Raw genomic sequence first — 26,057 nt, forward strand, 5'->3', positions numbered from 1 at the left:
GTCACCATGCGCAAGCTCTTCGTCGTCGTCAGCGCCCTGTCGCTCGCCTCGTTCGCCCTGCAGTTCGTCTTCGCCGCCGTGGGCGCGTTCACGAAACCCGCGGACGACGGCGCGTACGCCCTGCACAGCGTCAACGGGATGGCCGTCATCCCCGTGCTCACCCTGCTCACCGTCCTGTTCGCCGCGCTGGCGAAGGCGCCGGGCCGGCTCGTCGGACTGGCGGCCCTGCCGCTCGGCCTCGTCGTCGTGCAGGCGCTCCTGGCCGCGCTCGCCGACGGGTCCACCGACGCCGCGGGCGCCAGCACCCCGTTCGGCCTGACCATCGCCGGGCTGCACGCCGTCAACGGCATCGTCGCGGTGCACGTCGTGGTCAACGTCCTGAGGGGAGCGCGGCAGCTGTCCCGCCCGGAACAGGCCGCGACCACCCCGGTGCCCGTCCGGGAAGGCGAGCCGGCATGAGCACCGGCTCGCTGCTCGCGGCCGACCTGGTGATCGCGGTCCTCGCGGCCGCCGCATGGCTGGGCGGCGGCGCCGCGTCGGCCGCCCGACGCCGTCCGCTCGCACGGGGGCTGGCCGCCGTCGCGCTGCTCGCCACGCTCGCCCGCGCGGTCACGATCGCCGCGCTGGCCCGCGCCGGCTGGTGGTTCGCGGCGGAGAAGGTCCTCATCGCCGCGCCGCTGTCGCTCGCGGCGGTGGCCGTCGCCGGGCCGCGGCTGCTGCGGGCCCCGGCCGACATCCGGTCCGTCGCGGTCCCGCTCCTCTTCGCCGGGTACGCCGACAGCGGCGCCCTGCTCGTGACGGTCCTGCACGGCTATCCGGCGTCGGCCGGCGCGGGACTGCTCGCGGTCGCCGGGGTCGTCGGGGCGACCGCGGTGTCGTGGCGCCTGCTCGGCGCGCCCCCGTCCCGGACGGTCTCCCGGGCGGCCGTCGCCGTGGCGGTCGCGGCGCTGCTGACCGGAACCGGGCTGGCCGCCGCCCCGGCCGCCGCTCCCGGCGTACCACATGAGCACGGGCCCGGGGACGCGCGGACCGCCGGCGAACCGACCAGGCGGGTGACCCTGACGGCCGGGACGGCGACGGTGCGGGTGAGTGGCCGGGACGTCGCGGCCTGGGCGTTCGACGGGCAGGTTCCCGGGCCCGAGCTGACCGCCACCGTCGGCGACGTCCTGGAGGTGAAGCTCCGCAACCGGGACATCGCGCGTGGCGTCACGCTGCACTGGCACGGGTACGACGTGCCGAACAGCCAGGACGGGGTGCCCGGCGTGACGCAGGCGGCGGTGCTGCCCGGACAGGAGTTCGTCTACCGGTTCCGGGCCGATCAGGCCGGCACGTACTGGTACCACACGCATGCGGTGTCCGACGTCGGCGTGCGGATGGGGCTCTACGGTGTCCTGGTGGTGCGCCCGGGCCCGGTGACCGGCGTCGACGTCACGGTGCCGGTGCACACCCTCGCCGGCCTTCCGTTGCCGGCGGCGAGAACGGAGCCGGTCGCGGCGGGGACGCCCGTGCGGCTGCGCCTGGTCAACACCGACAGCACGACACACCGGTACGCCCTGGCCGGGACCCCGTTCCGGGTCGCCGCGATCGACGGATCCGACCTGCACGGCCCGACACCGCTCGTGGACACGGCCGTGCTGATCCCGGCCGGGGGACGCTACGACCTGGTGTTCACCGCGCCCGCCACGCCGGTGGCGCTGTTCGTCGACGGACGGGCCGCCCACTCGACCGGACCGGTGTCGACGGCGACCGGCGGGTGGCCGGTGCTGGATCCGCTCACCTACGGTGCCGGTTCTCCGGTGCCGTGGTCCCGGTTCGACCGGGAGTTCACCCTCGTGCTCGACCGCGGCCTCGACCTGCACGGACTGCTGCCGCGGTACGCCCACACCGTCAACGGCGCGGCCGACCCGGACATCCCGCCGCAGGTCGTACGCCTCGGCGACATCGTGAAGTTCACGATCGTGAACCGGTCCCAGACCGTGCACCCGTGGCATCTGCACGGGCACCACGTCCTGGTGCTATCCCGCAACGGGCAACCGGCGACCGGGAGCCGACTGTGGCTGGACTCCTTCGACGTACGCCCCGGTGACGTCTGGGAGGTGGCGTTCCAGGCCGACAACCCGGGGATGTGGGCGAACCACTGCCACAACCTGAAGCACGCCGACGCCGGGATGACGCTGCACCTGATGTACCTGGGGCAGCGGAACCGCTGACCGGATTCAGTCGACGCGCAGGCTGACCAGCGCGCCGGCCAGTTCCTGTTCGGCGTACTGCCGGCTGTCCCGGTCGGCGACCATGACCAGGTAGGCGTCCTGTCCGGCCGGAACCCGGGGGACGGAGAACCAGAATCGGCAGGTGCCGTCGGTGGGCGCCCGCGGGTCGGTCAGCCTTCCGGCGGCCATCCCGGCGGTGGTCATGACGAGCACCGGGGCGCCGTCGACGACGTCGGCATAGGCTCCGGTGCCGGCGCAGCCCCCGTGGTCGTCTCTGGTGAAGGACGCGCCGTCGGCGAGCACCGCCGCACCGGAGACCACGAAGTTGCTGGTCGGCGCCGGGCTCGCCGCGGCGCGGGTGCGTGGCCCGCTGTTGTTGAGGAACATGGTGAGGGCCAGTGCGAGCCCCGCGGCGGCGCCGGCCCACATCCAGACCGGGTGCCGTGAGGTCGGCTCCGGATGCGACGGCTGCATGGCGTCCCCTGTGCGGTCGGGCCCGCCGCTGTCCGGCGAGACGGTCCGGGGGAGTGTCGTCGAAGATCGTTGATCTCCGCAACCCCGTTCGGGGCATCCGGTCCGCGGTGTCCAGATCCGGTCACCCGCAACTTCGCCAAAACTTGATTCGTTCCAGAAGAGTGGGCTATGTTCGGGGCATGACGTCCGACTTCGAGGCCCAGCTGCGGTCGGTCTCGTTGCGCGTGACCCGGCCCCGGTTGGCGGTGCTCGCCGCTCTGCGCGACCACCCCCACGTCGACACCGACACCGTGATCGCGCTGGTACGGGCGAATCATCCCACAGTGTCCCACCAAGCGGTGTACGACGTGCTCCGAGCGCTCACCGACGCCGGTCTGGTGCGGCGCATCCAGCCCGCCCGGGCGACCGCCCGCTACGAGGCGCGGGTGGGGGACAACCACCATCACGCCGTGTGCCGCTCCTGCGGCGCGATCGCCGACGTCGACTGCGCCGTCGGCCATGCACCCTGTCTCACCGCCTCGGACGACCACGGGTTCGTGGTCGACGAGGCGGAGGTCGTCTACTGGGGCACCTGCCCCGACTGCGCGACCGAACGCACGTCCCAGTGATCCGCCAGTTCGGAAGGAAGTAGATGAGCGACATGCAGGACAACGCTCCCTCCAGCGCGCAGGGCGTGGACAAGAAGGAGGCGGCCGGCTGCCCGGTCGCGCACGACTCCGTGACCGCGCACGGCAGCGAGAGCGAGAACCCGGCGATCGACTCGCCGACCCCGAAGACCGGGGGTCGTCCGCGCACCAACCGGGACTGGTGGCCCAACCAGCTCGACCTGTCGGTGCTGCACGCGCACTCGCCCAAGGGCAACCCGCTGGGGGCGGACTTCAGCTACGCCAGGGAGTTCGCCAAGCTCGACGTCGAGGCCCTCAAGCAGGACATCGTCAACGTCCTCACCACCTCGCAGGACTGGTGGCCGGCCGACTTCGGCCACTACGGCGGCCTGATGATCCGGATGAGCTGGCACGCCGCGGGCACCTACCGCATCGAGGACGGTCGCGGTGGCGCCGGCGACGGTGGTCAGCGCTTCGCCCCGCTCAACAGCTGGCCGGACAACGCCAACCTCGACAAGGCCCGCCGGCTGCTCTGGCCGGTCAAGCAGAAGTACGGCCAGAAGATCTCGTGGGCCGACCTGCTCGTGCTCGCCGGCAACGTGGCCCTGGAGTCGATGGGCTTCAAGACCTTCGGCTTCGGCTTCGGCCGGGAGGACGTCTGGGAGCCCGAGGAGATCTTCTGGGGCCCGGAGGACACCTGGCTCGGCGACGAGCGCTACGCCTCCGAGAAGGAGATGGCGCCCGGTGTCGGGGCCACCGAGATGGGCCTCATCTACGTCAACCCGGAGGGCCCGCGCGGCAACGCGGACCCGGCCGCCGCGGCGCACTTCATCCGCGAGACCTTCCGGCGGATGGCGATGAACGACGAGGAGACCGTCGCCCTCATCGCCGGTGGCCACACCTTCGGCAAGACCCACGGCGCCGGCGTCGCCGACGACCACGTGGGCCCCGAGCCCGAGGGCGCCCCGCTGGAGGCGCAGGGCCTGGGCTGGCTGAGCACCTACGGCAGCGGCAAGGGCGCCGACACGATCACCAGCGGCCTCGAGGTGACGTGGACCGACCGGCCGACGCAGTGGAGCAACCGCTTCTTCGAGATCCTCTTCGGCAACGAGTGGGAGCTCACCACGAGCCCCGGCGGCGCCAAGCAGTGGGTCGCCAAGGACGCCGAGGCGATCATCCCGGACGCCCACGACCCGTCGAAGAAGCACAAGCCGACGATGCTCACGACCGACCTGGCGCTGCGCGTCGACCCGACGTACGAGAAGATCTCCCGCCGTTTCCTCGAGAACCCCGACGAGTTCGCGCTGGCGTTCGCCAAGGCCTGGTACAAGCTGCTGCACCGCGACATGGGTCCGGTCAGCCGCTTCCTCGGGCCGTGGGTCCCGGAGCCCCAGCTGTGGCAGGACCCGGTGCCGGCCGTCGACCACGAGGTCGTAGGTGACGCCGACGTCGCCGCCCTCAAGGCGAAGGTGCTGGAGTCCGGCCTCACGACCGCCCAGCTGGTCTCCACCGCCTGGGCCTCCGCGGCGAGCTACCGGTCCACCGACAAGCGCGGCGGCGCCAACGGCGCGCGCATCCGCCTGGAGCCGCAGCGCAGCTGGGAGGTCAACCAGCCCGAGCAGCTCGCGACCGTCCTGCAGACGCTGGAGGGCATCCAGCGGGAGTTCAACTCCGCCGGAGGCGCGAAGATCTCGCTCGCGGACCTGATCGTGCTGGCCGGCTCGGCCGCCGTCGAGAAGGCGGCGCGCGACGCCGGCGTCGAGGTGACCGTGCCGTTCCACCCGGGCCGCACCGACGCGAGCCAGGAGCAGACCGACGTCGAGTCCTTCGGGGTCCTGGAGCCGCGCGCCGACGGGTTCCGCAACTACCTGCGTGCCGGCGAGAAGACCCAGCCGGAGGTGCTGCTCGTCGACCGTGCCTACATGCTCAACCTGACCGCCCCGGAGATGACCGTCCTCGTCGGCGGCCTCCGCGCGCTCGGGAACAACGTCGGGGGTACGTCGCACGGTGTCCTCACCGACCGGCCCGGCGTGCTCACCAACGACTTCTTCGCCAACCTGCTCTCGCCGGGCACCCGGTGGAAGGCGTCGGAGTCCGAGGAGCACGTGTACGAGATCCGCGACCTGGCCACCGACCAGGTGAAGTGGACCGCCACCGCGGTCGACCTCATCTTCGGCTCCAACTCGCAGCTGCGCGCCCTCGCCGAGGTCTACGCCAGCGAGGACGCCCGCGAGAAGTTCGTGGCCGACTTCGTCGCGGCCTGGACCAAGGTCATGGAACTCGACCGGTTCGACCTCGCCTGACCGGCGCCCACCGACGAGCCCGGCCGATCTATCCGCGATCGGCCGGGCTCGCCCCTCGGTGGCTCGTCACCTGGCTTCCGGCGCGCCGGCTGCCGCCAGCTCACCGTCGGGCGCGGGTACGGCATCCAGGCGGCGGGGCAGCAGCAGCGGGCTCGCGAGGATCAGCAGTCCCGCGACCACGATGGCCGTCCGGGGGCTGGTGAGGCCGGCGAGCAGCCCTCCGAGCGCGCTGAGGACGGCGATGGCGGCGCTGCTGCTGATCGACCAGGCCGACAGGGTGCGGGCGACGCGGTCCCTGGGGGTGTGCTCCAGCCGGTAGGTGGCCAGCACCGGGTTGTACAGGCTCATGCTGATGATGATCGCGAGTTCGACGGCGATCACCGTCGCGAGGCCGGCGACACCGGGCTGGACGAAGGCCAGGCCGATCAGCCAGACCGCGCGCAGCGTGCCGACCGTACGGAGGATCCGGTGCTGGCCGTACCGCGCCACGACCCGACGGGCGAGGCGTGAGCCGATGAGCCCGCCGAGGCAGGGGGCGGCGAAGGCGAGGCCGTACTGCCAGGGTGGGAATCCGAGCTCGCGGAGCAGGAGCACGGCCAGCAGCGGCTCGGTGGCCATGATCAGTCCGCTGACGAGAAGCTGGTTGAGGTAGAGCGCCCGCAGGCCGGGATGGGCCAGGAGGTGCCGCCAGCCGTCGAGCACCTCACCGGCCCGGACCCGGCTCCGGTCGGTTCGCCGCGGGGGTTCCTCCCGGCCGCGGATCGCCGTGACGCCCAGCGCGGACAACAGGTAGCTCAGCGCGTCGGCCACCACGGTGGTGACGGGCCCGAACAGGCCGATGGCCGCCCCGCCCAGCGGCGGCCCGACGGCGATGGAACTCCACGTCGTCGACTCGAACCGCGCGTTGGCCACGAGCAGGTCGTCCCGGCGGACGAGCGCCTTCAGGTAGGCGCCGCTGGCCGCACCGAAGGCGATCTTGGCGGCGGCGACCACGGCCGACACGACCAGCAACTGGACGAAACCGAGCCGGCCGACGGCGTAGGCGACCGGGATCGTCATCATGGCCGCGAACCGGGCCAGGTCCATCGCGATCATCACCGGCCGTTTGCGGCGGAACTCCACCCACGGCCCGAGCGGCAACGCGATCAGCGCGCCCACCGCCGGCCCCACCGCGGACAGCGCGGACACCTGGGCGGGGCTGGCATCCAACACCAGCACGGCGATCAGCGGCAACGCGCCGAAGCCGAGCGCGGAGCCGTAGGCGCTGACCGCGTAGGACGCCCACAGCCATCGGAACTCCCGGCCCAGGGACCGCCTGGCCACCAAACTCCCCGCCTCCCGCCTCACCCGACCTGCCGTCGACCGCTGTGATCAAAGCAGGACCCGGGAGGGCGGATCAAACACCGGGACCGGCGGCGAGCCACAACCGCTCGCGTGAGCGGGAGTCGGCAAGCCACGTGCGTGGACGCGTCTGACCGTCCGCCGCCGGGCCCGCGCGCTTGAAAGAGGAGCGCCTGGGGTACGGGAACCGGATGCCAGACGTGGGGGATCTCATCGGCGACCGTTATCGCCTGATTGATCGGATCGCCGCCGGCGGCATGGGCGAGGTGTGGCGCGCGGTCGACGAGACGCTGAAGCGGACCGTGGCCGTCAAGCTGCTGCACCGGCGGGTCATGACGGACGCGAGCGCGGGGGAGCGTTTCCGGCGGGAGGCGCGGGCGATGGCGGCGCTGCGGCATCCCGGTGTCGCGGAGGTCTACGACTACGGCGAGGCCACCCTGCCCGGCGCGTCCGGTGTCGCCTACATCGTGATGGCGTACGTGCAGGGCCAGCCGCTGTCCGAGCGGATCGCCGACGCCGGTCGCCTCGGCGCCACCGAGACGCTGTCGATCGTCGCGCAGACCGCCCGCGCCCTGCAGGCCGCCCACGACGTGAACGTGGTACACCGTGACGTCAAACCGGGCAACCTCATCATCGAGCCGGACGGGCACGTCGTCCTCGTGGACTTCGGCATCGCGCTGTCGCCGGACGCGACAGAGCTGACGGCGGCGAACCAGGTCGTGGGCACGGCCCTCTACATGGCGCCGGAGCAACTGTCCCGGCGCGGCGCCATCGGTCCCGCCGTGGACATCTACGCGCTCGGGTGCGTGGCGTACCACTGCCTCGCCGGCCGTCCCCCGTTCGCCGGTGACAACCCCGTGGCCGTGGCGCTGCGCCGCCTCGAGGAGGAGCCGCCCCCGCTGCCCGATGACGTCCCGGCAGCGGTCCGCGACCTGGTCGCCTCCGCCATGGCCACGAACGCCGACCAGCGGATTCCGACCGCTGCGGCCATGGCCGCCACCGCCGACGCGATCGCCGAATCGTCCGGTGGACCGGCGGGTCCTGCGCTCGCGGCTCCAGCCGTACCGCGAGCCGCGGGCCCCTCGACCCGGCCGCTACCGGTGGTCGCCGGACCGCCGCCCCGGCGAGCGGCCGGCCGACGGCGGGCGGTTGCCGGCATCGTCCTGGCGCTGCTCGCCGCCACGGCGGCCGCCGTGGTGTTCGCCGATCCCGCCGGGTGGTCGCCCGGCCCGTCCGGGGTGCCGACGCCGTCCGTGGTCAGCTCAGTTCCGGATTCCGGCGGTGGTGACTCTTCGCGCACGCCGACGAGAGCGCGAAACGCGCCCGCGGACCCGGACCTGACCACGCCCGCGTCCCGAGCGTCCGAACCCGCGCCTGCCGACTCCGCGCCCTCCCGTGACAACGGGCCTGGTGCGACGTCCGCAACGCCGTCGCGGACGCCGTCCAGCGGACCGCCGGAACCGACCGGAGAGCCGACCGGCGGGCAGGCGTCTCCGTCCGCCTCATCGTCGCCCCGCGCAACCTCCTGATCGTGCCGTCGCCCACCGCGCGGCCGACCCGCGCTACCGGGGCGCCAGCACGCAGAACTCGTTGCCGTCGGGGTCGGCCATCACGACCCAGCTGACGTCGCCCTGGCCGATGTCGATCCGGGTCGCCCCGAGGGAGAGGAGACGGTCGACCTCCGCCTGCTGGTCACCGCCGTCGGGTGTAACCAGGTCGAAGTGCAGTCGCTGCTTGCCCGTCCTCGGCATCAGCGGTGGGCCACCCCAGGTGATCTTCGGACCGCCGAGCGGTGAGCGGATCGCGGTCTCCTGGTCCTGGTCCCACACCAGCGGCCACCCCAGCGCCTCGCTCCAGAAGTAGCCGACCTCCTGCGTACCGTCGCAGGCCAGCGCGCCGATGAATCCGCAGCCGGCGAGGAAGTTGTTGCCCGGCTCGATGACGCAGAACTCGTTGCCGTCGGGGTCGGCGAGCACCACATGGCCCTCGTCCGGGCGCTGGCCGACGTCGACGTGCCGCGCGCCCAGTTCCAGCGCTCTGGCCACCGTCTGCCGCTGGTCCTCCAGGGAGGTGCTCGTCAGGTCGAAGTGCGACCGGTTCTGGCCCACCTTCTCCGTCCCGGTCGGTAGAAAGCGGAGCCGGAACCCGGCGTCGTCATCGGGCCGGAGCGCGACTCCGCCAAGCGGATCGTCGGACACCTCCCGGCCCAGGACCCCGGACCAGAACTCCGCGAGACGCCCGGGTTCGTTCGCGTCGAAGGTGATTGCGAACAGTTGACACGTCATCCCGTGCTCATCTCCGATCCCGCTGACCGACCGTTGTCGACAGGACACCTCACCGGCCCGTCGAGCGGGAGCCTAGGGGCGGAACCGCGTCAGCCGCACCCCAGTTTCGACGCCGCTGCCGGTGGTCCTCCGGGCACCGGTTCCAGCCGTTCGCGGCTCCGGTCGAGCACGAGACGCCGCGGCCCGCTGTCATCGTGGGCCGGCCAGCCGGTGGCGACCGCCGCCTGGATCAGTCCCGCCACCAGCCGTGGCGTGACCGGCTCCAGGGCGAAGACCTCGGCCACCCGGTCGGAAGGCGCGGTGATGATCGGCCCGAAGTTGAGCCACGGGTCGTCGAAGGCCACGAGGACCTCCAGCCCGGTGCCCCGCATGATCGCGGCGTGCCAGACCCTGACGACGACGTGACCGGGGTCGACCTGACTCACCGTCCATCGGTAGTCGACCCCGTCGACGCGAATCCTCCGCTTGCGGGTCCGGGCCATGGGGGCGAGGGTAGGCGGCCACGCCGTCACGGCGGTAGCGGGATTCGCGTCGTCCCGACCGCTGTCGGCCCTTGCGGCCCCCCGGGACGGGGTGGTGACCGGGCGGACTGGCGCCGAAAGGCCGCGCGGTGACGGCCCGGATCGTGTCAGCATGCTCGGCATGTCGGATCGCGCACTGAGCTTCGGCACGATGGCGGAGGCGTACGAACGGTTCCGGCCGGGGTATCCCGCGGCGCTGTTCGACATGGTGCTGACGTACGCGGGTCGGCCCGTCCGGACCGCCCTGGAGATCGGCGCCGGGACGGGCAAGGCGACCCGCCTGCTCGCGCAGCGGGGGGTCACCGTCACCGCGACGGAGCCCGACGGGGCCATGCTCGCCGAGCTGCGCAGGCACGTGCCGGCGAACGTCAGGACCGTGCGGGCCGCGTTCGAGGACCTGCGACCGGGCGAGAGCTACGGGCTGGTCTACGCGGCAGCCGCGTTGCACTGGACGAACCCGGAGGGCCGGTGGTCGCGCATGGCCGCGCTGGTGGAGCCGGGCGGGGTGTTCGCCTCGTTCGGTGGCCCGGTCCAGCTGGCCGATCCGGCGGTGGAGGAGGCCGTTCGCGTGGCCCGGGCGCCGTTCCTGGCGAGCGACGACGTTCCGTCGCCGGACGGGACGCCGCCGGGGGATCACCTGCAGTGGCCCGGTACGGAGCTGCAACGGTCGCCGTGGTTCACCGACGTCCGGCAGTCCGTGATCGAGCGGCGCGCGACGATGACCGCCCGCGACTACGTGGGGCTTCTCTCCACCATCTCGGCCTATCTCGTCCTGCCGGCCCCGGAGCGGGAACAGGTGTACCGCCGGATCGCGGAGGTCCTGCCCGACACGGTCGAGATCGCCGCCGACATCACCGTTCATCTCGCCCGTCGGCGTCGCGAGCCGTAGCGCCTCGACGAAGCCGAGCGCCCGACCGCAGGTCGTGGCGGGTCGGCCGGTTACCGTTGCCGGTGTGCGGGCGGCGGCGGGCGAGACGATCGGCTTCTCGGTGCTCGGCTCCATCAGGGTCGTCCGCGCCGGCGCCGAGCTGCACCTGGGCGCCCGCCAGCAACGCCTGGTGCTCGCGTTGCTGCTGGCCCGGGCCGGTTCCCCGGTCTCCCTGACCGAGTTGGTCGACCTGCTCTGGGACGAGGAGGCACCGGCCAGCGCCGCGAACGTCGTACACCGGCACGTCGGGGTGCTCCGGCGGCTGCTCGAGCCCGGCCTGCCCACCCGGTCGGCGGGCCGGCACATCCTCCGGGACCTCGCGGGCTACCGGCTGCGCGCCGACGAGGAGTCCCTCGACCTGCTGCGGTTCCGGTCGCTGAACCGGCTGGCGGGCCGGCGCCTGCGGGACGGCGACCCGGAGGAGGCGCTGCGGCATTCCCTCGACGGGCTGCGGCTGTGGCGCGGCCGGTGCGGCGCGGGCCTGGAACCGGCCTCCCGCCGGCATCCCGCGTTCCTCGCCGTGGAGGCCGAACGCGCCCAGGCCGTGCGCGAGGCCGCCGACGCCGCCGAGCGCTGCGGCCGGCTGGGCGCGGTGCTGGCGCCGTTGCGGCAGGCCGCCGAGCAGCACCCGCTGGACGAGTCGCTGCAGAGCCGGCTGCTGCTGGCGCTCGCCGCCGACGGCCGGCAGGCGGAAGCCGTCGAGACGTACCGGGTGGTGCGCCGCCGGCTCGCCGACGAGCTGGGCATCGACCCGGGCGAGGAGCTGCGGGAGGCGTACGACCGGCTGCTGCACCAGCGCATCCGGCCGGTGCGTACCGGGGCGCCGCCGTCGCTTCCCCGGCCCGCGCAGCTGCCACCGGACCTGCCCTTCTTCAGCGGCCGGGACGACCTCATCGCCGAGGCCCGCGCGGCGGTCGCGCGCCCGGGCGGTCCGGCGGTGCTCGCGATCGACGGCATGCCCGGGATCGGCAAGACGGCCCTCGCGGTCCACCTCGCCCACGGGTTCGCCGCCGGCTACCCGGACGGGCAGCTCTATGTCGACCTGCGCGGATACGACGGTCGGGAGCCGGCCATGACCCCGGCGGAGGCGCTGCGCGGCTTCCTCGGCTCGCTCGGGGTGCCCCAGGACGGCATTCCGGCCGAGCTGCACGCCCAGGCGGGCATGTACCGCAGCAGCCTTGCCGGCCGGCGCATGCTGATCGTGCTCGACAACTGCCGGGACGCCGAGCAGATCCGGCACCTGCTGCCGGGCAGCCCGGGCTGCCTCGTGATCGTCACCAGCCGCAGCCGGCTCAGCACCCTGCTGACCACGGCCGGCGCCCACCCGTTGCCGGTCGGCCTGCCGAGCGTCGAGGAGGCCCGCGCGGCGCTCCTGCGGCCGCTCGGCGCCGGCCGCCTCGCGGCGGACCCGGCCGCCATCGACGCCATCATCGCCAGCTGCGGGCGGCTACCGCTCGCGCTGGCCGTGGTGGCCGCCCGCGCGGCGACCCTGCCGGGGACGCCACCGGCGCAGATCGCCGCGGAGCTGGGCCGGGCGCCCGGCACCCTGGACGGCTTCGACGGCGACGACCCGCAGACCGGCGTGCGTGCCGTCTTCTCCTGGTCCTACCAGGCGCTCTCCGCCCCGGCCGCCCGGCTCTTCCGGCTGCTGCCGGTCCATCCCGGCCCCGACATCTCGACCGCCGCGGCGGCGGGCCTGGCCGACGTCCCGCTGCGGAACGCGCGGGCACTGCTCGGCGAGCTGAGCCGCGCGCACCTGGTCAGCGAGGACGTGCCGGGCCGCTACCGGACCCACGACCTGCTGCTGGCCTATGCCGCGGAACTCGGCGAGGAGAACGACGGCCCGGCCGAGCGCGCCGCCGCGGAGCTGCGCTGCCTGCACTTCTACCGGGCCACCAGCTACCAGGCGCACCGATGGCTGCTGACCTCCGAGCACCATCCGCTGATCGAGCCGGGGCCGGGGGAGACTCCGCTGCGCTTCGCCGGGCACGGCGACGCCATGCGCTGGTTCACCGCCGAGCGGCAGGTCCTGACCGCGCTGGTCCGTTGGGCCGCCCGGCAGGGCCGGCACACCGAGGCCTGGCAGCTCGCCCTGGGCATGCAGCACTTCTTCGACCGCAGCGGCCGCTGGGCCGACTGGACCGCGACCGGCGAGGTGGCCCTCGAGGCGGCCCGGGCGGGCGGCGACCTGATCGGCCAGGCCCGGATGCACCGCAGCCTGGCCGGGGCGGCCTACTTCCGGCACGAGCACGAGACCGCGGTCGGGCATCTCGACCGGGCGCTCGAACTGCTCGCCCGGCTCGGCCTGCACGGCGAGATGACCCGGGCCGGAATCAACCGGGCGATGATCCTCAGCGCGCAGGGGCGACACGAGGAGGTCGTCCGGGCGCTGTCCGCGGTGCTGGAGTCGTGGGCGGCCGGTGACGACAAACTGCTTGCCGACGTCCTGGTGATCATGGCCGCGAGCTGCGTCGAGCTGGGCCGGGAGGACGAGGCCGTGCGCGGCGCCGAGCAGGCGATGACGCTGTCACGCGCGGCGCGGTACCGGTTGGGCATCGCCGAGGCGTGGGAGGTGCTCGGCCGGGTGCATGCCGCCCGCCGGGAACTCGCGAAGGCGGTCGACTGCTGGCGCGAGGCGGCCGTCGCCTACCAGGACGCCTCTGCCGCGGCACCGGCCGCGGAGGTGCTGGCGCTGGTCGGCGACGCCCTCGCCGCCGGCGGGGACCAGGACGCCGCCGTACGCGCGTGGCAGGAGGCGCTGGCCCTCATCCCGTACGCGCAGAGCCGGACCGGCCGACGGCTGGCCGGCCTGCTCGCGGCGGTCACGCCGCGTCGGTGACCGGTCGCGATCGGCGACGGCACTCGATCCGCACTCGCGGATCAGTTCATTCGCATCGGTCGTCCCTAGGCTCGGGCCTCATTCACCGTTGCTCCTGCCTGTGGGGGAGACATCGTGCTACGGGCACCCCTGGAATCACCGGCCGGCCGGGCCGAACGCATGACCGCGCTGCACGCGGACCACGCCCGCGCGGTGCTGCGTCTCCTGCTCGTGCTGACCCGCGGCCAGCGGCAGACCGCCGAGGACCTGCTCCAGGAGACGATGCTGCGGGCCTGGCGGCACCTCGACTCGGTGCCGGTCGAGCCCGATGCCGCCCGCCGGTGGCTCCTCACCGTCGCCCGGCGACTAGTCATCGACGGCGTCCGGCTGCGCCGAGGTCGCCCGGCCGAGGTCCATCTCGTCGACATGACCTGGATCCCCGCCGGTGACGACACCACCGGCACCGCGCTCGCCTCGCACGCCATCCGCCACGCGCTCGGCCGGCTGAGCCCGGCGCAGCGCAGTCTGCTCTCCGAGGTGTATCTGGTGGGGCGGTCACCGGAGGAGGTCGCGGGACGGCTGGGAGTGCCGATCGGCACGGTCAAGTCCCGGACCCACTACGCGCTGCGCGCCCTGCGCACCGGCCTCGACGCGGCCTGAGCGGTGATGACTCCGCCGGCCGGTGACCCGGCCATGAGTCGGAGGTCACATCGCGGCGGCGCGCCCGTCCCGCGGCGCCGGCCCTGCGCTGCTATGACGACCGTGGCAACCAGCCCTACCCCGCGCGCACCAGAATGACCGGCCCGCTCTCCTTCGCCGTTCTCGGCCCGGTGCGGGCCTGGCGCGGCCAGTCCGACCTCGACCTGGGCACCCGGCAGCAGCGGCTCATCCTGGCGTTGCTGCTCGTCCGCGCCGGCGGCGCGGTCAGCGTCGCCGAACTCGTCGACCTGCTCTGGGAGTCCGACCCCCCGCCCAGCGCGGTCAACGTGGTGCACCGGCATGTCGGGATGCTCCGGCGGCGCTTCGAGCCGGGCCTGCCGACGCGGGCGGCGGGCTCGGTGCTGATCCGCGACGGCGCCGAGTACCGGCTGCGGATCGACGGGGAGTCCCTCGACCTGCTGCGTTTCCGGCGCCTGGTCGCCGAGGCCGGCGGCCGCTCCGGCGAGCCGGCCGTGAAGCTCTACCGGGAGGCACTGGCGCTGTGGCGCGACCGGTGCGCCTCCGACCTGCGGGCAGGTGGCCGGGCTCATCCGGAGTTCGTCGCCGTCGACGGCGAGCGGCTCGCGGCCGTCCGGGCCGCGACCGACGCCGCCCTGCGGGCCGGGCGCGTCCACGCGGTGCTGCCCGCGATCCGGCTGGCCGCCGAACACGAGCCGCTGGACGAGGCACTGCAGGCGCGGCTGCTGCTCGCGCTCGCCGCGGACGGCCGGCGCGCCGAGGCCCTCGCGGCGTACGCCGGCATCGAGCGCCGGCTCGCCGACGAGCTGGGCATCCGGCCGGGCGCCGACCTGCGTGCGGCTCGGGACAGCCTGCTGGACCACGATGCCGACGGCTCCCGATCGCGGGGCGGCGTCAGACCGGCCTTCCGTCGGCCCGGAGCGCCGCCTGGCGGCGCGGAGGCCGAGTCATGGCCGCCGGCCGAGCTGGACCTGTCGCCGTCGACCCGGGCCGCGCCGCCGGCACAGTTGCCCGCCGATCACCCCTACTTCGCCGGCCGGCGCGGGGTCGTCGCGGCCGCTGCGGAGCTGCTGGCCGCAGACCGGAGAACCACCGCGCTGGTGATCCACGGCATGCCCGGCGTCGGGAAGACCACCCTCGCGGTGCACCTGGCCCACCTGTTGGCCGGCGGTTACCCGGACGGGCAGTTGCACGCGGACCTGCGCGGCTTCGACGCCAGCGGCGCGGCGATGACACCGACGGAGGCGCTGCGCGGCTTCCTGTGGTCGCTCGGGGTCGCGCCGGCTGCCATCCCGGCCGAGCCGCACGCCCAGGCCGGTCTCTACCGCAGCCTGCTGGCCGAGCGCCGGATGCTGATCCTGCTCGACAACTGCCGCGACGGGGACCAGGTGCGGCACCTGCTGCCCGGCACCGGCGGCAGTCTCGTCATCGCCACCAGCCGCCGCCGGTTCACCGGCGTGGGCGGCCCACCCGGTGCCCACCCGCTGCATCTCGACCCGCTGACCGACGCCGAGGCCCGCGAGCTGCTCACCCGCTGGCTCGGCGACGCGGCGGCCACCGAGCCCGCCGCCGTCGACGAGATCATCGCCCGGTGCGGCGGGCTGCCGTTGGCCCTGGCGCTGGTCGCCACCCGCACCGTCGGCCGGCCCGGGCTCAGCCTGCCCGCGGTCGCCGGCGAGCTGGCCGGCGCCGACGGCCGGCTGGCCGGCTTCGGCGACGCACACGCCGATCTGGAGACCAGCTTCTCCTGGTCCTACCGGGCCCTGACGCCCGAGGCGGCGCGACTCTTCCGGCTGCTGCCCCTGCTCCCCACCGGCGCGCTGAGCACGGAGGCGGTGGCCGCTGTGGGCGGCCTGCCCCTGCGCGTCGCCCGCGGCCTGCTCGCCGAGCTGGGGGCGCAGCTGCTGGTCCAGCCCGGCGACGGTCGGTGGCGGCTGCATGATCTGCTGCGCGCCTATGCCGCGGACCTCGGGGAGGAGCACGACGACCCGGCCGAGCGGGCTGCGGCCCTCCAGCGGGTCCACGACCATCACGCGCTCGGCGCGTAGGCGGCATCTGCCCTGCTGCCGGCTGCGCCGGCACCGGTGACCCCGGACGCGGCGCCGGTGGGCGCCGCGTCCGGGGCCGTCCTCAGTACCGGTAGGCGCGGATGATGGTCTGCTTGACCGTGTTACCCCCGGTGTCCGCCGCGGCGGCCCGCAGCGAGACGAAGCCGGTACCCGCCGGGTTGCGCACCCAGGCGACCGCCTTCTCGCCGGACCGCAGGACGGTCAGCCGCTGCCAGGTCCGGCCGTCGTCGAACGACGCCTCGACGGTCAGGGTCCTGGTCCGGCCCGGCGCCGCCCCGATCTGGCGGTCGAGCGAGACCGGGATCGCGAACATCCGGTCGGCCGGCGCCCGGTTGTCGATGTCGAGTTCCGGGGAGAACCGGATCGCCGTCATCGGCAGCTTCACCAGATCGCCGTCGCCCACATGCGCGGACGTGAAGGTCCACTCCGCGTCGACCTCGGTCGACAGGGTGAACGCCGGGTCGCTGCGGAAGGTCGCGGCCAGCCGGTAGTCACCCTTCTCCGCGGGTACGTTCCACACCCACGGCGCCTGGTTCGCGTCGCCGATCTTGACCCCGTTGCGGTAGAGGCTGACGTCCACGCTGCCGCCGCGGGGATGCCGGAAGCCCATGTGCCCGCTGCCGTCGCCGTGCAGCGGCCCCGGCCCGCCCATGACGTCGCCCCAGTAGCGGGTGGCGAACTGCTGGCCGAAGTTCGGCTCCGGGAAGACCGGCCCGGCCACGCCGTTGGCCCACTTCACGTCGTACGTGCGCCCGGGCCGGAAGCTGGTCCACGCCGACTCGTAGTACGTGTACCGCAGCTGGGACGAGGTCGACTGCCAGACCGCCTTCTTGTCCTGGTTGTAGTACTCGGTCACGGTCCCCGGCGCGTCGTAGCTGAAGCTCGGCGGGATGTTGCGCTCGTCCCGGTAGATCGGCGAGTTCCCGGGCGCGTGCGCGACCGCGGTCCGCGAGACCGGCACGCCGGCCACGTCCGCGCTGATCCGGGAGCGGACCGTGGCGAAGTCGCCCGCCCGCAGCCTGCGGGTCAGCCCGGTCATCATCTTCTCCGGCTCGTAGAAGTAGACCCGGTAGACGTACGGGCTGTTGTGCAGGGTGCCGTCCTCGGCCACCTGACCCCAGATCCCGTTGACGTAGGAGACGAAACCGGGCGTCCTGCCGGCCCCGATCTGCGCGGTCCGCACGTGGTCGAGCGGGAGGCCCATCACGACGCCGAACGGGTCGTTGCTGCCCCAGATCTGCGGCTGCTCCGTACGGATCGTCCAGCCGAACTCCTGGTGGACCGCGGTGGCCTTCGGGTTCGGCACCGACACGGTGACCGGCTTCGCCAGGCGGGCGTCCATGGTGAGCGACTGGTCCGTCGTGAGGTCCAGGCTCGGGCGCATCAGCGAGGTGATGTTCGGGAGGAACGGGTCACCGGTCAGCAGGTAGGTCTGGACCAGGTAGCGGCCCGCGCGGACCCGGTACGTGGTGGCCGAGGGGTCGCCGAACACCATGGTGGTCTGCCGGTCCAGGTCGGTCAGGAGCGTCACCCAGCCCTGCTCGGCGGTGGGCGCTCCACCGTCCGGCCCGACGAGCTTGAGGCTCAGCCGGTGACGGGCGACGTCGAGCGCCACCGGGGTCTGCACCTGCACGCCGTCGCCGGTGGCGGTCACCTCACCACCGAAGTAGTGGTCGGGCAGGCCGGCGCCGGCCTGGACCGTGACGGTCACGGTGGCCGAGCCGCCGGCCGGGACCGTCACCGAGGAGGTGTCGAGGCTGAACAGGCCGGCCGGCGCCGGGGCGCCGTCGGCGTCCTTGGCGTCGAGGGAGAGCGCCAGGGTGAGGGCCGAGGAGCCGCTGTTCGCGTACGCGATGATGTGCTTCTGCGCGGTGGTGGTCCGCTCGAAGGCGACGCTGACCGGGTCGGCCGTGACTGTCTGCCGGGTCGCCCGGGCGACGTCGAGGAAGCCCGCGCCCTGCTCGTAGACGCCGATGGTGGCGCTGGGCCGGGCGGCCGCCATGAGCGTGGACTTGATCCGCTCCGGCGTCCAGTCCGGGTGCTGCTGGGTCAGGATCGCCGCCGCGCCGGCCACGTGCGGAGTCGCCATCGAGGTGCCGTTGAGGCTGGTGTACTGCGGGTTCTCGTCGTTCGGCCACAGGTCGGAGGTCGAGCTGCGGGCGGCGAGGATGCCGACGCCGGGTGCGGTGACGTCCGGCTTGATGCCGGCGTCACCGGAGCGCGGGCCCCGGCTCGAGAACTCGGCCAGCTCGCCCGTCTTGGTGACGGCGCCCACGGTCAGCGCCTCGTCCACGCTGCCCGGAGAGTTCACCGTGGACTCACCGCCCTCGCCGTCGTTGCCCGCGGCGACGACGAAGAGCACGCCGTAGCGGTGGGTGAGATCGGCCAGGGCCGCCTCGATGGGGTCGGTCTCCGGGCTGTCCGTGCCGCCGAGGCTCATGTTGGCGACCTTGACGCCCTGCTGCGCCGCCCAGGTCATGCCGGCCAGGATCGCCGACTCCGGGCAACCCTCCTGGGTGCAGACCTTGGCGCTGTAGAGGGTCGCATCGGGCGCCATGCCCTTGAACCGGCCCTGCGACGCGGCCGCGGTGCCGGCGATGGTGGAGGCGACGTGGGTGCCGTGGCCCACCCGGTCGAGGGTGTCCGGGTCGGCGGTGAAGTTCTCCGCGGCGGCGACGCGGCCGGCCAGGTCGGGGTGGGTCTGGTCGACGCCGGTGTCGATCACGCCGACCTTCACCCCCTTGCCCGTCCAGCCGGCCTGCCAGGCCTCCGGCGCGCCGGTCAGCGGGACGCTGACGTCCAGGGTGGGGTGGCGCAGCCCGTCGAGCCAGATCTTGTCGAACCCGGCACGCAGTCGCCGCTCGGTGCCACCGGCGGCGGAGGTGAGGTCGTTCCAGAAGGAGACCGCCTCCGCGCGGCTCTCCGCGACAGCGCTCGCGCCGGAGAGCTGCCGGGTGGTCCGGGCGCCGGCGAGGCCGGCGGGGGCCGCGCTGCCGTGCTGCACGATGAGCGGCAGGGTGGCCCGGGTGTCGTCGTAGCCGAAGCCGACCAGCGTCGAGACGTCGAAGAGCCGCTCGTCGAGCTTGCCCCGGTTGAGCAGGCCGACGGCGTCGGCGGGGATGACCCGTACGTCGTCGCCGGCGCTGTGGGTGATGAACGGGATCCGTTCCCGTCCCTTGCCAGGCACGACGTCGACCGTCGTCCGGCCGTTCACGGTGCCGAGGTGGACGACGTCGCCGGTGAGCAGGGTGACCGTCCGGGGCTTGGACGCGACCGCGGGTGGGGTCGCCGGCTTCGCGGCCCGGGGCTGCGCCCAGGCGGGTGTACCGCCCGGAGCCGCCGCCGAGACGCCCAGCACCACCAGTGCCAGCGCCGATAATGTGCGAACTGAACGCATGATGCTCCCTGGATGAACGCGAGAGGTATCCGGGTGCTCCGGACGTGACGGGCGGGTGAAAGTTCATCCGAGTGACCTGGGTCACTCCCGAACCGGCGCGAGGTCGACGCCGCCGGCGCGGCGGGCCACGAAGCCGAGTCTTGTTCGCTCTAATGGGGCCATGCGCGTCCTGATCGTCTCCGCGCCGCTGCAGGGGCACCTGCTCCCGCTGGTCCCGCTCGCCCTCGCCTGGCGGGACGCCGGCCACGAGGTGCTGGTCGCGAGTGGCGGTGACGCGCTCACCGTCGACCTCGCCGGCCTGGCGGCCCACGACGTCGCGCCGGGCTTCACGTTCGGGCGGATCGCCGCTCGGGTGCTGCTGCGCCACCCGCTGCTGGCGCGCAGGGAACTGGCCGGGCGTGCGGGCACCGCGGTCGTCGGTGAGCTGTTCGGCGCCGCCAACGCCACGTTCGTGGACGCGGTGGTCGCGCTGGCCGAGCGGGAACGGCCCGACCTGATCGTCTACGAGCCGCTGGGCGTGGCCGGAGGAGTCGCCGCCGAGCGCATCGGAGTCCCCGGCGTCGTGCAGGAGAACAACCTGTTCCCCGCCGCCGACCTCGTCACGGCCGTGGCGGCGAGCGGGCCGATGCGGCGGTACCGGATCGGCACGCCGGCGGCCACGATCACCGTGTCGCCGCCGAGCCTGACCGGGCCGAGACCGGGACTGCCCATGCGGGCGGTGCCGTACTCGGGCGGCGGAGAGGTGCCGGACTGGCTCCTGAGCGCCGGGGAGCGGCCGCGGATCATCGTGAGCCGGAGCACCGTCGCCGGTCCGGGCGGCGGGGACCCGACGGCCGCGATGATCGCGGCCGCGCCCGCCGTGGACGCCGACATCGTGCTCGTCCGGCCGCCCGGCCGGCTGCCGCGGCTGCCGGGCAACGTCCGGACGGTCGGCCGCGTGCCGCTCGACCGGGTGCTTCCGTACGCGACGGCGTACCTGCACCACGGCGGGGCGGGCAGCGTGCTGGGTGGCCTGGCGGCGGGCGTGCCGCAACTCGTCGTGCCCGGCCCGGGCGACCGGCGGCACAACGCCGAGGTGGTGGCGCGGCGCGGCGCCGGTCTCGCCGTGGAGGCCCGGGCGATCACACCGGACGTCCTGACCCGACTCCTCACCGACGCGGCGCTCGCCGAAGCGGCGGCCGACGTACGCGACGAGATGGCCGCGATGCCGTCACCCTCCGACGTGGTGCCCGAACTGACCGCCCTCTGACCGGATCTCGCCGGGCGCGCTAGGGTCGCCGCGATGACCGACCGCCCGCTGCTGTTTCTCGACGTCGACGGACCGCTCATTCCCTTCGGCGGGGACCGACCCACGGTGGCCGCCGGGACGGGCAATCCACTGCTGGCCCGCCTCGATTCCCGGCACGGCACGCGGCTCTGGTCGCTGCCCTGCGACCTGGTCTGGGCGACGACCTGGCTGGCGGAGGCCAATGACGTGGTCGGCCGCCGCCTGGGCCTGCCCGAGCTGCCGGTGGTCGAGTGGCCGGAGGCCGATGGGGCATCCCCGGCGGGGTCTCACCGACGCGGACTACGCCGCCATCCGGGACTGGCTCACCGGGTGACGCGGGGCCCCGCGCGCCTGCGGGGCCCCGCCCGGCCTCAGCGGCCCTGGAGAGACCTGACGTTGTCGCCGAAGGTCCAGCCCTTCGAGCCGTCCCAGTTGACCGACCAGGTCATCAGCCCCTTGAGGCCGCCCCGGTAGGTGTTCCACGCCTGCGCCACCAGCGACGGGCTCAGGTACCCGCCGCCGGCGCCGGTCTGCGCCGGCAGCCCGGGGACCTGCTTGTCGTACGGGACGCGGATGGTGGTGCCCTGCACGACCAGGCCGGTGTTGAGGCAGTCGGTCTGGACGACGAAGCCCTGCACGGTCCCGGCGGGGTACGAGTCGCCGGCGCAGCCGTACATCGAGCCGTTGTAGTACTGCATGTTCAGCCACCAGAGCCGGCCGTTGTCCGCGTACCGCTTGACGATGGGCAGGTACGCGCCCCAGATCGAGCCGTAGGTGACGCTGCCGCCGGTGACGTACGCGGTCTCCGGGGCCATGGTGAGCCCGAAGCCGGCGGGCATCTGGGCCAGCACCCCGTCGATGATCCGCACCAGGTTGGCCTGGGAGGTGGAGAGCTGGGTGATGTTCCCGCTGCCGGTCAGCCCGGTCTCGATGTCGATGTCGATGCCGTCGAAGTTGTACCGCTTGAGGATCGGCACGACGGTGGCGACGAACCGGTCGGCGACGGCGCTGGAGCCGAGGTCGATGCCGGCGGTCGCGCCGCCGATCGACAGCAGGACGGTCAGGCCGGCAGCCTTGGCCTGGCACACCTCGGCGGGGGTGGGCACCTTGACGCCGGCGTCCATGCCGTCCTCCCAGAGCACGGTGCCGTCGGCGCGGATCACCGGGAACGCGGCGGTGACCACGTTGTAGCCGTGGGCGGTGATCCGGGAGTCGGTGATCGGGATCCAGCCCATGCCGGGGTGCACGCCGTTGGACGCGCCGTCCCAGTTCTCCCAGTAGCCCTGGAGCACCTTGCCGGCGGGCCGCGGCTTCAGCGCGCAGGTGGTCCCGCCCGGCGGCGGGGTCGTCGGGGTCGGGGTGGGCGTCGCCGTGGGCGAGGGGGAGGTCGTGGGCGTGGGGGTGGGGGAGGGCGGCTTCGTCGTGGGGGTCGGTGACGGCGTGCCGCCGCCGCAGGCGCCGAGGTCGCTCCAGAGCGCCGGTGTGGCCGGTGGCGTCCAGCCCGCGCCGGCCGGCGGGGTGTGGGTGACCAGCGCCTGGTAGAGCCGGTTGGCGTAGGTGGCCCGGCTGCCCGCGGTCCAGGTCACCCCCTCGGCCCAGGCCGGCACGCCCGCGCAGGAGACCGACGCGGTCTCCGCGGCGGAGGCGGCCAGACCGGTGGCGGCCGGCAGGGCGGTGGGTACGGCGAGCAGCAGGGCCCCGCCGAGCACGGCGGTCAGCCGTCGTCGAAGTCGCATGACATACCTCCTCATCGATGCGCCGGAGGCTAGCAGTTAACTTTGTTAAATGTAAATGCGCAGTAGTCTGTCAGCACTTGGTTCACGGCATGAAGCAGGCCGCCCGGGGGCGGCCGGGAGAGGACGGCGGCGGACGTGGACGCCAGACGCACCACCGTGCGCGACATGCGTCGTGCCAACCGGTCGGTCCTGCTCACCCGGATCTGGCTGGACGGCCCGCTGAGCCGGCACGAGCTGGGGCAGTCCACCGCGCTCAGCCTGGCCAGCGTGAGCAACCTGGTCGGCGAGATGATCGCCGAGGGCCTGGTCGAGGAGGCCGGCTCGGTCGAGTCCGACGGCGGCCGCCCCCGCGTGCTGCTCCGGGTCGCCCCCGGCTACGGCTACCTGGTCGGCGCCGACGTCGGCGAGACCCGGGTGCAGGTCGAACTCTTCGACCTGGCGATGACCGCACTGGCGAAGGCGGAGTACCCGATCGCGGCCGCCGAGCCCGACCCCCGGCAGGTCACCGACCACCTGCTGCACGGCCTCACCGCCGTGATCGAGCAGGCCGGCGTCGACCCGGCCGCGGTGCTCGGCTTCGGCGTCGCCGTCTCCGGCACCGTCGAGCGCACCGCCGACGCCGTGGTGCACGCGCAGACCCTCGGCTGGGACGGCGTGCCGCTCGGTGCCATGCTGCGCGCCGGCACGGACATCCCGGTGCACATCGACAACGGCGCCAAGACGCTCGGCCAGGCCGAGATGTGGTTCGGCGCCGGGCGCGGCGTCCGGCACGCGGTCATCGCCCTGGTCGGCTCCGGCGTCGGGGCGTGCGTGGTGGCCGACGGCGTGGGCTACCGCGGCGCGCACAGCAGCGCCGGCGAGTGGGGGCACACCACCATCGTGTACGGGGGCCGCCGCTGCCGCTGCGGCAACCTCGGCTGCCTGGAGGCGTACGTCGGGGCGGAGGGGGTGCTGGACCGGTTCCGGCAGGCCAACCGGGGCCGTCCGGCGGCCGGCGGCGACGAGGAGAGCGCCTTCGGCGAGCTGCTGCGTGCCAGCAGCCGCACCGCCGCCAAGGTGCTCGACGAGACGGTCGGCTACCTCGGCGCCGGGGTGGCGAACCTGGTGAACCTCTTCAACCCGGAGCGGGTGGTGCTCGGCGGCTGGGCCGGCCTGGCCCTGGGTGAGCGCTACCTGCCGCAGATCCGCGAGGTCACCGCGCGGCACGCGCTGCGCCAGCCGTACGCCCAGACCTCGATCGAGCTGTGCCGGCTCGGACCGGACGCGGTCGCGATGGGCGCGGCCACCCTGCCGATGGCCCGGCTGCTGCGCGACGGCGGTGTGCCGCGCGAGCCGGCGGCCCGGGTGGTCCCGGCGCCGGCGCGGCCGGCGCGGCGGCCCCGGACGCGGACCCGCTGAGCCACCGGGCCGGCGGCGGGAGCGCCACCGGCCCGGCCCCGGCTCAGGACGGGAGCGTCCACTTCTGGTTGGCCCCGCCGGTGCAGCTCCAGATCTGCGTCTTCGTGCCGTCGGCGGAGGTGTTGCCGGTGACGTCGAGGCACTTGTTGGCCTGCGGGTTCACGAGGTCCCGCCCGGCTGTCCAGGTCCACTGCTGGGCGGCGCTGCCGTTGCAGGTCCACAGCTGCACCTTCGTGCCGTTGGCGGTGCCGCCGCCGGCCACGTCGAGGCACTTGCCGAGCGAGCGGAGGGTGCCGTCGGCGGCCCGGGTCCACTGCTGGTTCGCGCCGCCGGTGCAGCTCCAGATCTGCGCCGGCGTGCCGTCGGCGCTGGAGTTGTCGGTGACGTCGAGGCACTTGCCGCCGATGCCGGTGATGGGGCCGGTCGGCGTGCCGCCGCCGCCGGACGGGGTGCCGGACCAGGTGAACGTGGCGGTGGTGCGCGCCGGCAGGGTGTAGGTGAAGGACTGGCCGCCCCAGACCACCTTCACCGACTGGGCGGAGCCGCCGCCGTTGTGCGCGAGCAGCGCCTTGGTCCCGTCCGGGTTGCGGTACGCGACGTTCTGCACCGTGCCGTTGGCGGTGGAGTCGATCCGCAGCGCCCCGGGCCGGACGAACTTGGTCAGGTGGCCGGTGGTGTAGTACTCGATCGTGTAGTCGACCTGGCCGGCGCGGGCGCCGCCCTCCTGCACGGTGATGAGGCCGGTGCAGGTGCCGCAGCCGCCGTTGTGCGGACCCATGAACTGGTTGACCGCGAGGCTCCACTTCACCACGCTCCGGCTCCAGTTCCGGGCGTAGTTCACGATGTCGGCCATGTCCTCGTTGTGCTGGTTGGCGATCCAGGTGCCGCCGGAGTGCTCGGTGCTGAACTGCGACACCGCCGGGTACTGGCCGTGCACCTGGCTGCCGACCGCCGGGTCACCCCAGTAGCCGTGCCACGCGATGCCGCCGAAGAGCGGGTCGGTGCGCACCGCGCTGTCGGCGAGCAGCCCGGAGCCGATGGTGCCGTAGTCGCCGTAGTTCCAGTCGTGCACCAGCACCTTGGTGGTGATGCCGGCGGCCCGGAACGCCGGGTAGACGAAGTTCTTGGTCAGCTCGACCAGGCCGGAGGAGTTCCAGCTCATCCCCGGGTAGTCCATGGCCGTGGGGTTGCCGGACTGGCAGCAGTTCGGCTCGTTCTGCACCGAGAGGTAGTCGACCTTCACGCCCCGGGCCGCGTACGCCTGGATGGTCTTCACGAAGTACTGGGCGTAGGTGGCGTAGTACTCCCACTTGAGCCAGCCCATCTGGTCCATCCGGCCGTTGTCCTTCATCCAGCCGGGCGCGCTCCACGGCACCACCATCACCCGCAGCGCCGGGTTGAGCTGCCGGGCCTGCGCGGTGAGCAGTTCGACGTCGGTGTCGTAGCCGTTGGTCCCGAAGTCGTTGAGGTCGCAGCAGGTGTCGTCGAGCGAGACGTTGCCGGGCCGGGACAGGTCGGAGGCGCCGATCGGGTTGCGCACGTAGGACAGGCCGATGCCGTCGGTGGGGCTGAACAGCCTGCGCATCACCTCGTCCCGCGTGGCCGCGCTCACCGGCCCGCCGCGCAGCAGGTACGCCGTGGTGTCGGTGATGGACGCCCCGGCGCCCTCGAACGGCTGGTAGCGGGTGTTCTCGTCGACGGTGATGGTGTGCGTGGCGGCGGGGCTGGTGGCGGCGAAACTCAGCGAGCTCTGCTGTTGCAGGCCCCGGGTGACGGTCCGCCCGCCGGAGTCGGAGGTGGTGGTCAGCCAGACGTTGACGGTCTCGCCGGCGGCCTGGGCGGCCGGCGGTGGGGCGAGGGCGAGGGTGGCGGCCGTGAGGCAGAACGCCAGGACGGCGCGGCCGGTGAGCCGGGGAAGGGTGGTGGGGGACACGGATGCTCCCTTCGGATCAATCGACATCCGTGCATGAGAAAACCCTTCGCATCTGCTTATGTCAAGGCATGAAAAAAGTGCCCACGGGCCTGCC

18 protein-coding genes are annotated in these 26,057 nt (G+C 73.7%); 11 read left to right on the forward strand and 7 right to left on the reverse strand.

The window, feature by feature from the left end; genetic code table 11:
* Positions 1-6 precede the first annotated feature (6 nt).
* Together IEY96_RS18290 and IEY96_RS18295 are read left to right on the forward strand one after the other, a co-directional pair.
* Positions 7-459 carry a DUF6220 domain-containing protein gene (locus IEY96_RS18290; protein ID WP_189196001.1) on the forward strand — a complete coding sequence of 151 codons (453 nt, stop codon included), beginning with the start codon at positions 7-9 and terminating at the stop codon, positions 457-459.
* Positions 456-2,210 carry a multicopper oxidase family protein gene (locus tag IEY96_RS18295; protein ID WP_189196002.1) on the forward strand — a complete coding sequence of 585 codons (1,755 nt, stop codon included), beginning with the start codon at positions 456-458 and terminating at the stop codon, positions 2,208-2,210. The genes IEY96_RS18290 and IEY96_RS18295 overlap by 4 nt, the downstream gene beginning before the upstream one ends.
* Before the next feature lie 6 nt (positions 2,211-2,216).
* Here the strand turns inward: IEY96_RS18295 and IEY96_RS18300 are convergent, their stop codons facing one another.
* A complete protein-coding gene (locus tag IEY96_RS18300) occupies positions 2,217-2,684 on the reverse strand; it encodes a hypothetical protein (protein ID WP_189196003.1) in 468 nt (155 codons plus the stop codon).
* A gap of 179 nt (positions 2,685-2,863) precedes the next feature.
* Between IEY96_RS18300 and IEY96_RS18305 the strand changes: the two genes are divergently transcribed.
* Together IEY96_RS18305 and katG are read left to right on the forward strand one after the other, a co-directional pair.
* A complete protein-coding gene (locus tag IEY96_RS18305) occupies positions 2,864-3,292 on the forward strand; it encodes a Fur family transcriptional regulator (RefSeq protein WP_189196004.1) in 429 nt (142 codons plus the stop codon).
* A 23-nt stretch (positions 3,293-3,315) separates the two neighbouring features.
* Positions 3,316-5,592, forward strand: a complete 2,277-nt coding sequence (gene katG / locus IEY96_RS18310) for a catalase/peroxidase HPI (protein WP_189196005.1) — start codon at positions 3,316-3,318, stop codon at positions 5,590-5,592.
* A 66-nt stretch (positions 5,593-5,658) separates the two neighbouring features.
* Here the strand turns inward: katG and IEY96_RS18315 are convergent, their stop codons facing one another.
* Positions 5,659-6,915 carry an MFS transporter gene (locus IEY96_RS18315; protein WP_229791686.1) on the reverse strand — a complete coding sequence of 419 codons (1,257 nt, stop codon included), beginning with the start codon at positions 6,913-6,915 and terminating at the stop codon, positions 5,659-5,661.
* Between the two features lie 218 nt (positions 6,916-7,133).
* On the opposite strand from IEY96_RS18315, the gene IEY96_RS18320 reads away from it, so the two are divergent.
* The gene (locus IEY96_RS18320) at positions 7,134-8,462 is read left to right on the forward strand and encodes a serine/threonine-protein kinase (protein ID WP_373293595.1); all 1,329 of its coding nucleotides are present in this window, start codon (positions 7,134-7,136) and stop codon (positions 8,460-8,462) included.
* 33 nt (positions 8,463-8,495) lie between these two features.
* Here the strand turns inward: IEY96_RS18320 and IEY96_RS18325 are convergent, their stop codons facing one another.
* Complete coding sequence (locus IEY96_RS18325; RefSeq protein ID WP_189196008.1) at positions 8,496-9,218, reverse strand: VOC family protein; 723 nt, start codon at positions 9,216-9,218, stop codon at positions 8,496-8,498.
* Positions 9,219-9,307: 89 nt separating this feature from the next.
* Entirely contained in the window at positions 9,308-9,700 is a 393-nt protein-coding gene (locus IEY96_RS18330; RefSeq protein WP_189196009.1) for a hypothetical protein, read from the reverse strand.
* A gap of 160 nt (positions 9,701-9,860) precedes the next feature.
* Here IEY96_RS18330 and IEY96_RS18335 point away from each other — a divergent pair, with 160 nt between their 5' ends.
* The 4 genes from IEY96_RS18335 (at position 9,861) to IEY96_RS18350 (ending at position 16,211) form a co-directional block, all read left to right on the forward strand.
* Positions 9,861-10,628 carry a class I SAM-dependent methyltransferase gene (locus tag IEY96_RS18335; protein ID WP_189196010.1) on the forward strand — a complete coding sequence of 256 codons (768 nt, stop codon included), beginning with the start codon at positions 9,861-9,863 and terminating at the stop codon, positions 10,626-10,628.
* 64 nt (positions 10,629-10,692) lie between these two features.
* Entirely contained in the window at positions 10,693-13,506 is a 2,814-nt protein-coding gene (locus IEY96_RS18340) for an AfsR/SARP family transcriptional regulator (RefSeq protein ID WP_189196011.1), read from the forward strand.
* Between the two features lie 114 nt (positions 13,507-13,620).
* Positions 13,621-14,145 carry a sigma-70 family RNA polymerase sigma factor gene (locus IEY96_RS18345; RefSeq protein ID WP_229791687.1) on the forward strand — a complete coding sequence of 175 codons (525 nt, stop codon included), beginning with the start codon at positions 13,621-13,623 and terminating at the stop codon, positions 14,143-14,145.
* 134 nt (positions 14,146-14,279) lie between these two features.
* Positions 14,280-16,211, forward strand: a complete 1,932-nt coding sequence (locus tag IEY96_RS18350; RefSeq protein WP_189196012.1) for an AfsR/SARP family transcriptional regulator — start codon at positions 14,280-14,282, stop codon at positions 16,209-16,211.
* An 82-nt stretch (positions 16,212-16,293) separates the two neighbouring features.
* Here IEY96_RS18350 and IEY96_RS18355 read toward each other — a convergent pair whose 3' ends face one another.
* Positions 16,294-19,629: a S8 family peptidase gene (locus IEY96_RS18355; RefSeq protein ID WP_189196013.1), complete on the reverse strand. Its 3,336-nt coding sequence runs from the start codon at positions 19,627-19,629 to the stop codon at positions 16,294-16,296.
* Between the two features lie 160 nt (positions 19,630-19,789).
* Between IEY96_RS18355 and IEY96_RS18360 the strand changes: the two genes are divergently transcribed.
* Positions 19,790-20,878 carry a nucleotide disphospho-sugar-binding domain-containing protein gene (locus IEY96_RS18360; RefSeq protein WP_189196014.1) on the forward strand — a complete coding sequence of 363 codons (1,089 nt, stop codon included), beginning with the start codon at positions 19,790-19,792 and terminating at the stop codon, positions 20,876-20,878.
* 389 nt (positions 20,879-21,267) lie between these two features.
* Here IEY96_RS18360 and IEY96_RS18365 read toward each other — a convergent pair whose 3' ends face one another.
* Complete coding sequence (locus IEY96_RS18365) at positions 21,268-22,632, reverse strand: glycosyl hydrolase family 18 protein (protein WP_189196015.1); 1,365 nt, start codon at positions 22,630-22,632, stop codon at positions 21,268-21,270.
* A 165-nt stretch (positions 22,633-22,797) separates the two neighbouring features.
* On the opposite strand from IEY96_RS18365, the gene IEY96_RS18370 reads away from it, so the two are divergent.
* The gene (locus IEY96_RS18370) at positions 22,798-24,030 is read left to right on the forward strand and encodes an ROK family transcriptional regulator (RefSeq protein WP_229791688.1); all 1,233 of its coding nucleotides are present in this window, start codon (positions 22,798-22,800) and stop codon (positions 24,028-24,030) included.
* A 43-nt stretch (positions 24,031-24,073) separates the two neighbouring features.
* On the opposite strand, the gene IEY96_RS18375 is transcribed toward IEY96_RS18370, so the two are convergent.
* Positions 24,074-25,963 (reverse strand): ricin-type beta-trefoil lectin domain protein, encoded by a 1,890-nt coding sequence (locus IEY96_RS18375; protein ID WP_308429927.1) that lies wholly within the window; start codon positions 25,961-25,963, stop codon positions 24,074-24,076.
* Positions 25,964-26,057: the final 94 nt, after the last annotated feature.

Origin of the sequence: Micromonospora fulviviridis (genome assembly GCF_014648395.1) — a bacterium.
GTDB classification, from domain to species: domain Bacteria; phylum Actinomycetota; class Actinomycetes; order Mycobacteriales; family Micromonosporaceae; genus Micromonospora; species Micromonospora fulviviridis.